At 71.1% G+C, this 11,889-nt stretch carries 7 protein-coding genes; 1 reads left to right on the top strand and 6 read right to left on the bottom strand.

Going from position 1 to position 11,889, the window contains the following annotated elements:
- The first annotated feature begins 110 nt into the window (after window positions 1-110).
- Window positions 111-1,103 carry an aminoglycoside phosphotransferase family protein gene (locus tag Q8S30_RS02300; RefSeq protein WP_305664418.1) on the top strand — a complete coding sequence of 331 codons (993 nt, stop codon included), beginning with the start codon at window positions 111-113 and terminating at the stop codon, window positions 1,101-1,103.
- 51 nt (window positions 1,104-1,154) lie between these two features.
- On the opposite strand, the gene trxA is transcribed toward Q8S30_RS02300, so the two are convergent.
- The 6 genes from trxA to Q8S30_RS02270 form a co-directional block, all read right to left on the bottom strand.
- On the bottom strand, window positions 1,155-1,475 hold the full coding sequence (gene trxA, locus Q8S30_RS02295) for a thioredoxin (protein WP_305664417.1): 321 nt from the start codon (window positions 1,473-1,475) through the stop codon (window positions 1,155-1,157).
- 57 nt (window positions 1,476-1,532) lie between these two features.
- Window positions 1,533-4,898, bottom strand: a complete 3,366-nt coding sequence (gene addA, locus Q8S30_RS02290) for a double-strand break repair helicase AddA (RefSeq protein ID WP_305664416.1) — start codon at window positions 4,896-4,898, stop codon at window positions 1,533-1,535.
- A complete protein-coding gene (gene addB / locus Q8S30_RS02285) occupies window positions 4,895-7,852 on the bottom strand; it encodes a double-strand break repair protein AddB (protein WP_305664415.1) in 2,958 nt (985 codons plus the stop codon). Before addB ends, addA begins: the two co-directional genes overlap by 4 nt.
- Window positions 7,845-8,540, bottom strand: coding sequence for a nucleotidyltransferase family protein (locus Q8S30_RS02280; protein ID WP_305664414.1), 696 nt, complete (start codon window positions 8,538-8,540; stop codon window positions 7,845-7,847). The genes addB and Q8S30_RS02280 overlap by 8 nt, the downstream gene beginning before the upstream one ends.
- Window positions 8,522-10,051: a tRNA (adenosine(37)-N6)-threonylcarbamoyltransferase complex ATPase subunit type 1 TsaE gene (gene tsaE / locus Q8S30_RS02275; RefSeq protein WP_305664413.1), complete on the bottom strand. Its 1,530-nt coding sequence runs from the start codon at window positions 10,049-10,051 to the stop codon at window positions 8,522-8,524. Before tsaE ends, Q8S30_RS02280 begins: the two co-directional genes overlap by 19 nt.
- 104 nt (window positions 10,052-10,155) lie before the next feature.
- Window positions 10,156-11,835 (bottom strand): PAS-domain containing protein, encoded by a 1,680-nt coding sequence (locus Q8S30_RS02270; RefSeq protein ID WP_305664412.1) that lies wholly within the window; start codon window positions 11,833-11,835, stop codon window positions 10,156-10,158.
- Window positions 11,836-11,889: the final 54 nt, after the last annotated feature.

Here is an 11,889-nt window from a genome sequence, read left to right as displayed (position 1 = left end):
TCACGCCCTGAATATGGGCGCAGGGCCGGGCGCCGCAACCCCGCTCGCCGCCCCTTCCCCTCGCCGCGCGGATCGGCCAGCATGTCGCGGGGCAGATCGGACGGGAACGGATGGGCAGGACAGGCCTCGAACAGGCAGCGTTGGCGCTGTGGCCGCGGCTTTCGACCATAGCGGGAGTGCCGGCAGAGGGTTACACGCCCCGGCTTCTGGCCTGGCGGGATGAACCGGACCGGCGCCGCATCGTGCTGGAGCTGACAGCCCCCGGCCAGCCACCGCTGGTGCTGAAGCTGGCGCCGCTGCCGGCCGATCCGGCCCTGTTCGCGGGCAGCCTTGCCGCGCAGCAGGCGGCCTTGCGGGCGATGGGCGGCGGGGTGCCGCAGGTGCTGGCCGCCTTGCCCGAAAGCCACGCCCTGCTGATGGAGCGGGTGCCGGGCGAGACCGCCGCCGCGGTGATGGAGCAGGCGACGCGGCCCGAGCAGCTGGATGATGCGCTGGAGGCCTGCGGCCGCTGGCTCGCCTGGTTCCATGCCGCGACCGATGCCGGGATGCGCGCCTACCGCCCGCGCGCCGTCTGCGATCATCTGGCGCGGCAGCGCGATGCGGTGGCCGCGGGGCGCCGGCAGGTGCCGCTCGCGCGCGAGTTCATCGCGCTGAGCGACCGGGTAATCGCCGAGGGCGCGCGCTATGATGGTCTGCCTGCCAGCGCTGGGGGGCGGCATGGCGACATGAATCTGCGCAATCTGATGCTGGCGGGCGATCCGCCGGGGCAGGGCGGGGTCTGGGGGCTGGACTTCGCCCCGGCGCAAAGCGCCCCTGTGGGGCATGACGTGGCGCGGCTGCTGCTGAATTTCGCGGTGACCTGCACCGACCCCGAGCAGATCCCCGAAGGCGAGGTGCTGCCGCCGCGGGCCCTGGCGGCCTTTTTCCGGGGCTATGTGTTCTCGGGGCCCGAGGACGCCAGCATCGGCTTCCTGCTGCGCAACCAGATCATCGCAGACTGGGCGCGCATCCCGGCAGCGGCGGCAAAATCCGACCTGTTGCAGCAGATCCGACTGGCGGCGCTGCGCGCCATTGCACGGCGGGCGTTCCCGGACCTGCGTTGAATGCAAAAAGGGCGCCGCAAAGGGCGCCCCTCTCGTTTCGCTTGCCCGCGATCAGATCGCCGACTGAATCCAGCTTTGCAGCGCGGCTTTGGGCGCAGCGCCGACCTTGTTCGACACGACCTGGCCGTCCTTGAACAGGAACAGCGCCGGGATGCCGCGCACACCCAGCTGCGCCGGGCTGTCGGGGTTTTCGTCGACGTTGATCTTCACGATCTTGACCTTGCCTTCCATCTCGGTGGCAATTTCCTCGAGCGCCGGGCCGATCTGGCGGCAGGGGCCGCACCATTCGGCCCAGAAATCCACGACGACCGGAATGGCCGACTGGCGGACTTCGGCGTCAAAGGTGGCATCGGTCACGGGATGGGTTGCCATCGGTCTTCTCCTGATGAAGCGGGTTGGTCCTGAAAGTATGGACGCGGGCAGGGCAGGTCAAGGGATGGTGCCCCCATGCAAGGCCGCCCTCACGATATCGCAAGGCAGGTGCATCAGATGGCCGCTGCGAATCCACAGGATTGCGGTGTCGATCCGCCGACCGGGGTAGATCTGCTCCAGCGCCGCAGCATAGGCGCCCATTTGGCGCAGCAAGCCAAGGGGCACGTCTTCGGGGCGCGAGGGAACAACGGCGTTCGACTTGTAGTCGATGGCCAGCACCCGGTCCTCGCCGATCCACAGCCGGTCGAGGATGCCGTGGATCCTGCGACCGCCGAGTTCCGGCAGATGCGCGGTGATTTCGACCTCGGCGAGCGTGTCCGGGCCGAGCCAGGGGCGCATCGCCTCGCTGGTCAGAACCGCCTGCGCCGCGGCTAAAACAGTCTCTATCTCTGCAGGATCGGCGCTATCCTCGCCCACCGAGAGCAGCCGCGAGGCGATCTCGGCCTGCGCCTCGGCGGGCCAATCGGGCAGATGCTCCAGCAGCAGGTGCAGCTGCCGTCCCTGGCGAAGGGCGGCGTCCTCACCCAACAAAGCCGCCTCACCGGGCAGGGCCTTGGCGCCGCCGAGGTCCGAGGGTGAGAGCGGTTTTTCCGTCCCCACGGCAGGCGGTGCCGGTCTCAGCGCCCAGTCCGCTAGCGGCGGCCGGCCCGTCTGTGCCACAGTGGGGGTGGCCGAAGGAGCATCCACCGGCCACTCCCCTGAGAAAGACCGAAGGATCTGCCCAAACCCCACCTGCGCCGGTTCCGCCCCGGCCTTCTCCATTGCCGCGGCCACAAGGCTCCACCACTGATCGCCGCTGCTGCCCGCATCCCCCGCGCCGCAGACCACCAGCCAGCTTTCTGCCCGCGTCATCGCCACATAGAGCAGCCGGTCCCGCTCCTCCGCCTCCCGTGCCTTCGCTGCCGCGCGGGCCGCAGTCATCACCGGGGGCGATTCATCGGCGTTGGTGCCCCAGACCGGCGGGCCATCCTCCAGCCGCAGGATCGCGGCGCCCCGGTTTCGCTCGCCGCGGATGGTATCGGGCAAGATCACCACCGGCGCCTCCAGCCCCTTGGCGCCATGCACCGTCATCACCCGGATCGCGCGGCCTGCAGCCTCGGGGCGGCGCTTCACCTCGACATCGCCGCCCTCCATCCAGACCAGGAACCCGGTCAGGCTGGGCACCGCGCTGCGTTCGAAGGCAAGCGCCTGCGTCAGCAGCTCGTCGATACCATCCTCAGCCTCCGGCCCCAGTCGCGCCACCAGCCGCTTGCGGCCGGCGTGCCGGGTCAGCAGCCGCTCGATCAGCTCATAGGGCCGCAGGAAATCTGCCCAGTCGCGCAGGTCGTTCAGGATGGCGCGGGTTTCCGCATGATCCTCGCGCCCGCGCAGCGCCTGCCAAAGGTAGCCCTTACGCGGCTGCGCCAGATCGTAAAGCTGCGCCTCGGTCCAGCCGAACAGGGGGGAGCGCAGGGCGGCGGCCAGCGACAGGTCATCCTCTGGCGTTGCCAGAAAAGCCAGCACGGCGCGGATGTCCTTCACCGCCAGCTCGCCGCCCAGCTTCAGCCTGTCGGCCCCGGCAATCGCCAGCCCCGCCGCCTTGCAGGCTGCGATGATCTCGGCAAACAGGTCCGACCGCCGCTGCACCAGGATCAGGAAGTCACCCTCATGCACCGGGCGCGTGCCGCCGGGCACCGGGATCTGCGTGCCCGCCGCGATGGTCTCGCCGATCCAGCGCGCGATCCGCCGGGCCAGTTGCACCGCCGGATGCGCCTCGGGCAACTGGTCCACCGGCGCGTCCCAGGCCTCCGGCTCCTCGCGCTCCGCCTTGGGGATCAGCGGCCAGAGGTCCACCCGCCCCGGCATCTGATCCTTGAAGGCCAGATGCAGCGGCGCGCCGCCGATGCCGCGGTCCGCCCGCCCGTCGAAGGCAAGGTCCACCACCCGCAGCACGGCGGGGGAGGATCGGAAGGAGTGGTCCAGAGTCAGATCCTGCATCGCCGCGCCGACGGCCTGGAAGCGGCTGGCAAACTGCCCGCGCATCCGGTCAAAGGCGGTCAGGTCGGCGCCCTGAAAGCTGTAGATCGACTGCTTCTTGTCACCGACCACGAACAGCGTCCGCCGCCCCTCGCGCGCGCCCTCACCCGCGGTGAACTCCTCGCTCAGCCGTTCGATCACCGCCCATTGGCCGGGGCTGGTGTCCTGCGCCTCGTCTACCAGAATGTGGTCGATGCCGCCATCGAGCCGGAACAGCACCCATTGCGCCACGCTGCGATCCGACAGAAGCCGCCCGGCGCGGGCGATCAGGTCATCGAAATCCAGCCAGCCGCGGGCCGCCTTCCGGGCGTGGTAGCGCGGCAGGAAGGCAGTGGCGAAACGGTGCAGCGCCAGCGCGCGCTCTGCCGCCGCCAGCGCGATCCGCCGCGGCCGCGCCGCCTCTACCCGCAGCATCAGCGCCTGAAGGCGGGGCATGAGGGGCGCGCAGGCACCGGAGGCGAGTCCCTTGGTCGGGAAGCTGCCGGTCTTGGCGGTGAAGGGCTCCTTGGCGCCCTTGCCGGTCAGCAGCACGTCTTCCAGCGCGGTCAGGCAATCGGTGTCCGTGAGGTCCAGAGAGGCCAGCCGCTCCCCCGCCTTGCAATCGTTCGGTCCGCTGGCCAGCAGCAGCGGCACCAGATCGGCCAGCAGTGCGGCCTCATCGCCCATCAGCACCTCTGCCATCAGCGCGGCGCGGTCATAGCCGGGCGGAAGGTCGAACAGCGACAGCGCTGCCGGGCGGGTCAGCGGAACGGCAAATGCGTCACTATTCCTGCACAAATCGTCCAGAACGGGCGACAGGTCATCCCCCGCCACCAGCCCCGCCAGCGCATCCACCGCGCCGATATCCCCGCCCCCCGCCAGCTCCTCGACAATCTCGGCGCGCAGCAGTTCGGCGGCGCGGTCATCCATCTCGGTGAAGTCGGGCGACACCCCGGCCTCCAGCGGAAATCTCCGCAGCAGGCCGGCGCAGAACGAGTGGATGGTCTGGATGCGCAGCCCGCCCGGCGTCTCGATGGCGCGGGCGAACAGCCGCCGCGCCTCGGCCAGCGTCTCGTCGCTGACCATGCCGTCGATGCCAAGCTCGGCCAGTGCAGCGCGCAGGCGGCCCTGCTCCAGCATCGCCCATTCGCCCAGACGGCGGAACAGCCGGTTCTGCATCTCCGACGCGGCGGCCTTGGTATAGGTCAGGCACAGGATGTGCTGCGGTTCCGTCCCGCCCAGAAGCAGCCGCGCAACCCGGTCGGTCAGCACGCGGGTCTTGCCCGATCCGGCATTGGCCGACAACCAGGTCGAGGCGCGGGGCTCTGCCGCCAGAACCTGCCGCGCGCTTGCGGCGTTGCGGGTCATGGCGCCTCCTCCGGGCCGACGCGCTCAGGGTGCGACGGCTCGCTCAGCTCCCATTCGCCATAGCGCGAGAGGTGGTCGTAATCGCTGATATCGCGCGTCTCGAACATCGCGCGGCGGGCTGTATAGCCGCGCCCTTCGACCAGATAACCGCCGACCAGCCGGTGCAGGCCCGACCAGGTCTTGCCAAGGATGTCATCCTCCAGCGGGTTGGTGACCAGCTTGGCGCCGGTGCCAAGGCCGATATAAGTGACCGCCTCCACCTCGCGCGGGCCAAGCGCGGCAAAGGCGCCGCGTTCGGCCATCGCCGCCTCCAGCAGCAGCTGCTTTTCGAAATGCTCCTGCTTCTTCAGGCTCGGCGGCTCGCCGGTCTTGTAGTCGTAGATGTGCACCCGGCCGTCCTCCAGCAGGTCGATCCGGTCGGGACGGGCGGAGAGGGTAAAACCAAGCGTTTGCAGTGTAACAGAGCCGCTTTTCTCGATCAGCAGCGGGGTGCCACGGGCTGCGCGCCCCGCCTCTGCCGCCAGGAAGCGGGGGGCCACGCGGGCAAGCCGCGCCCGCCACAGCCGCTGCGCGCTTGGCCAGGGAATCTCGGCCGCCAGCACCTCTTCCGCGACCGCCAGCAGCCGGGCGCGGGCGTCTTCGGGCGTCTCGCCCGCCGGGCGCTGGCGGATGAACCGTTCCACGATCAGGTGCAATGCCTGTCCGCGCAGCCTTGCATCAGGGGCGGCGCCGATGGGGTCGAGCGGGCGGAGGCGCAGGATGTGGCGCGCGTAAATGGCATAGGGGTCGCGGATCAGCGTGCGGATGCCGGTCACCGCAAGCTCGCGCGGGCGGTGGGCCAGCGGCGGGCGCGGAGCGGGGCGGTGGGCGCGGGGGGCGGGGGCCTCCGGCGCCTCGATCCGCAGCGCATCGGCGACCAGCGCCGCGCCGCGCGCCTGCATCGCGGCCAGCGCCTGCGGACCGCCCTGCGCCGCCAGCCCATTCAGCAGGTTGGTCAGCCGGTTCAGCCAGCGCGAGGGCACGGTTTCCGCCTCGGCATCGCGCAGGGCGCGGCTGAGCACCACGGTTGGCGCGGCCACCGCCTGCTGGAAATCATGCGCGGCAAGGCCGACGCGGCGCTCTGGCAGCAGCAGCCCCGCCTCGGCCCGCATTTTGCGCGACAGCCACGGGTCCGGCGGCGGCAATTCCGGCCAGACGCCATCGGTCAGCCCGCCGAGGATCACCAGATGGGCGCCTTGCACCCGTGCCTCGAGCGTGCCCCAGATCGCGATCAGCGGATGCGGCGCATCGGGGGTGCGGACCGATCCGGCCTGCAGTAGCGTCGCCAGAAGGTCGGCAAAGTCATGCGGGGCGAAGCTGCCGCCGTGTGGGGCCTCGCGGAGAAGCTCGCCCACGATCCGCGCCGCTTCGCGCCCCGCAGCCTCCGCCCAGAGAGTCTTGGGGAGGCCACCCGGGCCGGCGGCCAGAGCCTCAGCGCGGGCCAAAAGCGTCTCTATGCAGGCCAAAAGCGGGCGTTCGCCGGTCAGCGCCTCCAGCCCGCACAGCGTCTCGCCCAGCCACTGGGTCCAAGCCGCGCGGCCATCTTCTGGGCCCTTCGCGGCCCACTTCGCCAGATCGGCGGGGCCGGGGAACGCGGGCCCATGACGGCGAAGATGCAGCTCCAACTCTCGCGTGAACAGCAGATGCGGGCCGCGGGTGTCGCCGCCCGAGCAGGCCAGCGGGTGCTTAAGCAGGGTCAACAGCGCCTCGACGGTCAGCTTCTGCCCCACCAGCGCCGCGACATGGCGCAGGAACCGACCCGGCGGCGACAGCACCAGCGGCTGTCCGGCGGATTCGTCGGCCAGGATGCCCCAGCGGTCCAGCGCCGCCGCCACCCGCCGCCCGAGCAGTCGGTCGGGCGTGACCAGCGCGGCGCGGGTACCCTCCTCGGCCGCCTGCCGAAGCCGCAGGGCAATCGCCAGCGCCTCGGTCCGCGGGTTCGGCGCCTCGATCAACGTCAGCCCCGCGGTCGCGCCGGCCAGATCGGTCAGCCGTGCGCCCTCGGTCAGCCATTGGTCCGTCACCGGCGCGGGCCGCAGGGCGAGCGAGACCAGCCGGTTGCGCGCATCGGAAGGCGCCTGCGCCTCGCTCCACCGCGCCACGTCGCGCGGGGTCAGGTCCAGCGCGCGGGTCAGCGTCCAGAAGCGGTATTGCGGGTGATCCTCGGCCGGGAAGGTGCCCGCATCAAGCCCGGTCCACACCGCCTCCGGCAGGTCGAAGTCGAAGCCCGGCAGCACCGCCGCGCCCTGCGGCAGCCGCGCCACGGCCTGCAGGAACAGCGTCGTCGCCCCGCGCGAGCCGGTGGACCCCGCCACGATCACGGGGCCAGAGGGCGGCGCCTCGGCCCAGGCCTGAACCAGCGCCTCGGCCACCTTGCGCTGCCGCGCCTCGGGGTCGGGCGCTTCGGAGCCGTCGAAATAGCGCGCGACGATGCGGATGAAGGCCAGCGCCCGTTGCCAATGCGCGGCGTGGTCGGCAATGTCGAGCCGTTCCAGCGCGGCCGGGTCCACGCCCTCGCCCTGCATCTCGTCCATCAGGGTGGCAAGGCTGTCGGCTAGGTCATAGGTGGCGGTGCCGGGCGCGAAATCGGGCTGGTTCGCCACGAGGCCCGCCACCAGTTGCGCCAGTTCCAGCCGGCGGCGCAGCGGCGGAATCGCGGGGGGCAGCCCCGCCAGCGGATCGCGGCCAAGGTCGGTGACCAGTCGCAACCGGGGCAGCAGCCGGGCCCCCCGGGCGCCGAACACCTCGCGCACCCGGCGCAGCATCCGGTGGGTGTTGAGATACAGCGTCACCCGCGCCATCGCCTCGGGCGGCTGGCCCGCCATCCGCGCGATCATCCCGTCAACCAGCGCCACCGGAAAGTCGGCGCCGCAGGGCAGGGCAAAGAGGCGCGGCTTGGCGGAGGGGTCAAACACGGGCGGCCGCTTCCGCCAGCATCGCCTCGGCCAGCGGCAGCGACTCCGGCTGGCCGACATCGCACCAGCTGCCGGGATGGATCACCCCGAACAGCCGGCCGCGCGCCTCGGCAGCGTCCCAGAGCCGATTGCTGGAGAAGATGCGCTCCGGCACCGCCTCCAGCAGCCGGGGCGAGATGATCTGCGCGCCGCTATGCACTACGGCCGGCACGAAGCCCGGCCCGCGGCTGAGGGCACCATCGGCGCCGATGGCGAAATCCCCGCGGCCCTTGTGGCCGATGGCACGGGCGCGCGGCAGCACCAGCAGCAGCGCGTCCATCCGCCTGGCATCCCAGGCGGCGGCCAGCGTTTCCAGCGGGTTCGGCCCGGTCCAGACGGCATCGGTATTCAGCGTGTAGACCGGGTCCGCGTCCAGCAGCGGCAGCGCGGCGCGCAGGCCGCCGCCGGTTTCCAGCAGTTCCGGCTCATGCGTCAGCAACAGCCCGCGCCCGGCGACATGGGTGGCGATCTGGTCCGCCCGGTAATGGGTGTTCACCACGACGCGCAGCCCCGGTGGCACCAGCGCCAGCGCATGGTCGATCAGCGCGCGCCCGGCGACGGGGATCAGCGGCTTGGGCCGGTCCGCCGTCAGCGCGCCCATGCGGGTGCCGAAGCCGGCGGCGTAGAGCATCAGCGCAGCGGGTGGCATCCGGCCTGCTCCTTGATCCGTTGCAGGCCGGCGGCATCCGGCGCAGGCAGGGTGGCGGCGACGGCGGCTTGCAGATCCGCCAGCGCCGGATGCGCCAGATCGCGCTGCAGCAGGCCCCAGACCCGGGGGATCAGGTCCACATAGTGCGGCTTGCCGTAATGCATCGACAGGCGGGCAAAGACGCCGAGGATCCGCAGGTTCCGCTGCGCGCCGCAGAAGGCGTATTCGGCCGAAAAGCGGCTCTGATCCAGCCGGTTCTGCGCGCAATAACGGGCAACCATCTCGGCCTCGATGGCGTCGGGGACATCGCGGCGGGCGTCCTGTAGCATCGACACGAGGTCATAGGCGCGGGGGCCGGCCATCGCGTCCTGGAAGTCCAGCAGACCGACGCGGGCGATGCCAGCGCGGCCGGGCAGCCACAGCAGGTTTTCGGCGTGGTAGTCGCGCAGGGCCATGACCGGGTCGCCGGGGGCGAGGGTGTCCTTTAACGCCGCGACTTGATCGGCAAAGCCGGCGCTGTCGGTGCGGGTGCCGGTCACGCCCGGCAGATACCAGTCCAGCGCCAGGGCGGCCATCTTGCCCATCAGCGCGGCATCATAGGCGCGCAGGCCCGAGGGCAGCGGCGCGCCGTGCAGATGGGTGAGCACATCGGTCGCGGCTGCGTAGAGGGTGGATTCCTGCGATGGATCGCGGGCGAGCACCCGGGCGAAGAGGTCGTCGCCCAGATCCTCGAGCAGCAGGAAGCCTTGCGCCCGGTCCTCGGCCAGCACGTCCGGCGCCGTCAACCCGCGCAGCAGCAGCGCGCGGTCGATGGACAGGAACGGCGCCACATCTTCGCCCTTGGCCGGGTCGGCATCCATCAGCACGGCGCGGCTGCCGTTGTCGCGGATCAGACGGTCATATTTGCGGTTCGAGGCATCGCCGGCGAGCCGGCTGCGCGCGGCGTCGCCCCAGCCGGCGGTGGCGATGAAGGCGGCGGCGTCGCGGGGAGCTTCGGTCATAGAGGGCTCCATGGCCAGGATTGCGTGCCAGCGCGGGTCGGTGGCGGTGAGCGTCAGGTGCCGCCCGTCACCCCCCGGCTCTGGCGCGAGGGTCAGGGTCAGCGCGTTTGCCGGGGCGAGGCCGCCAAGCCGGTCGGGCCATTCGATAAGGCACAGCGCCTCGGTAAAGGCCTCTTCAAGCCCCAGCTCCTCGGCCTCGGCGGGCGAGGTGAGGCGGTAGAGGTCGGCGTGCCAGATCTCCAGCGCTTCTGTGGCGTAGGTCTGTACCAGCGTGAAAGTGGGGGAAGGAACGTCCTCGGTGCGGCCCTCGGCGGCCAGCAAGGATTGGATGAGCGAGCGCGCGAAATGGGTCTTGCCGGCACCGATGGGGCCTTGCAGCAGCAGCACGTCCCTGGCGCGAAGCCTCGGGGCCAGCCGTCGCGCCAGCGCGGCCGTCGCCTCGGCATCAGGCAGCCGCAGCGTCAGGCGCAGCGGGTCAGCCGTGGTGGCAAGAGGCGGGGCATCCATCATGCGCCCGACTTTTATCCGCCCCGGCCGCAGCCGCAAGCGCCGAGGCGCCGAGTAGGTGCCGGGGCGCCAAGGCCCGCCGGGCGATGTGGCCTGGCCTTTTCCGGTCAGGCCTGTGCGCCCTCGGCGCCCGAGAGGCCGTTGAACCCGTCCGGGCAGTCGTCCGGCCCTGCCTCGGGTTCCAGCGGGTCGCGGCGACGGCGCAGGCGGCGTGTGTCAAGTGGCAGCACCGTATCGGACCCCTGCGGCAGGAAGCCCGCAAGCGTGGCGCCGCCGGCGATGGCCTGAAACCGGCAGGTGATGCGCTGGCCGGTCTGCAGCACAGCCTCGCCGGTCCAGTCGGCGCGGGGGCCGATGCTGGAGATGAAATCGCGCGCATCGGCCCAGATCGGGTTCGGCAGGCTGCCGGCCTGCCACAGCCGCATCGATTCGGTCGCGCCGACCTCGCCGAGGGTGGTCGAGGGATCGGTGCCCCACATCCGCGCATAGGCGGTGTTCGACATCACCAGCACCCCGGCGGGGGAGAAGACGGCAATCGCCTCGGGCAGGCTGTCGACCACCGCCTGTCCCAGTTCCAGATCCGAACGGAAGCGGCGGGTCAGCGACACCTCGGCCGAGATATCCTCGATCAACAGCGCGACTGCGCCATCGGGATGCGGGCGGCCGGTGACCTGATAGGTCAGGCCCGACGGCAGGGTCCACGTCTCCTGATAGTGGCCGGTCGAGGCGGCCTTTTCCAGCTCTGTCATCTGCTGGCGCCAGCTGCGGTAATCCTTGGGCTCGGGGATCATCCGCGCCTCGCGCAGGCGGTCGAGGAAGGAGAACAGCGTCGGACGGCCTGACAGGAAATCTGGGCCAAGGGTCGTCAGGTCGATCAGCGCCGGGTTGAACAGCGCCAGTTGCCGCTGCCGATCAAAGATCGCCAGCCCGATCGGCAGATGCGCGAAGGTCTTGGTCAGCGTCTGCACGAATTCGCGCAGCGCGGTTTCCGCCCGCACTGTCGCATCGGCGGGCAGGGCGAAGTTGATCGCGCTGCTGGCGGTGTCAAGGCTATGGCAGTCGAACCACAGCGGCTTGTCCTGGCCCGGCACATCCAGCCGCATCCGCCGGGCAGGTGGCAAGGGGCCTCCGGGTTGTGCCAGGGTCGGCTCGGGGCCCAGGTCGAACAGGCGCGGCAGCGGCCAGAGGCAGGGATCCTCGGCATCGCTGGTCAGCGCGCCCGATTGCAGCAGATAGGCGCGGTTCGCCCAGACCACCTCGCCCCGCGCGTCCTGGCGCCAGGCCAGCACCGGCATCGCGTCGGCGGCCTCGCGCAGCCCCTCCAGCTCATCCTCCATCGCGCGCAGGCTGAGGGCATCGACCATCCGCCCCTGCCCCTCGGCCTCGGGGTCGAGGAGCGTGATCCGCGCGAGGCCCGAAATAAGCTCTGCCTTCAGCCGCAGCGGGGCCGGGCCCGCGCCCTTCAGCTCTATGGTGCCACGCTCGGCCAGCCGAGCCATTTCAGACTCGAACCGCTCAAACTGCGGGCCGAGGAAGGCGCAGAGCCGGGCCCAGTCACTGCCGCGCAGCGGGGTCGCCTCCATCAGCGCGCGGGCCGGGGCCGAGGCGTCGATCAGCGCCTGATCATCGAAGAGGAACACCGCTTCCTCCATCGCCGGTTCCACCTCGGCCAGTTTGCGGGGCGGGCCGCGGCGCGGGGTGAGCGCCGAGAGCAGCGCCAGGGCGATGAAGGCGGACCCGACCGACGTGGCGACGAGGATGAGGGCGAAGGCCCAGTTTGGAGGCATCTGCTGACCGACCCTTTCGGTTGCGGGCTGCGGAGGACACCGGGTCAGTCTTGG

This window comes from Frigidibacter sp. (assembly GCF_030695035.1).
Classification (GTDB): Bacteria; Pseudomonadota; Alphaproteobacteria; order Rhodobacterales; family Rhodobacteraceae; genus Frigidibacter.
The sequence above is the reverse complement of the archived record's forward strand: the minus strand, read 5'-3'. Positions and strand labels throughout refer to the sequence as shown.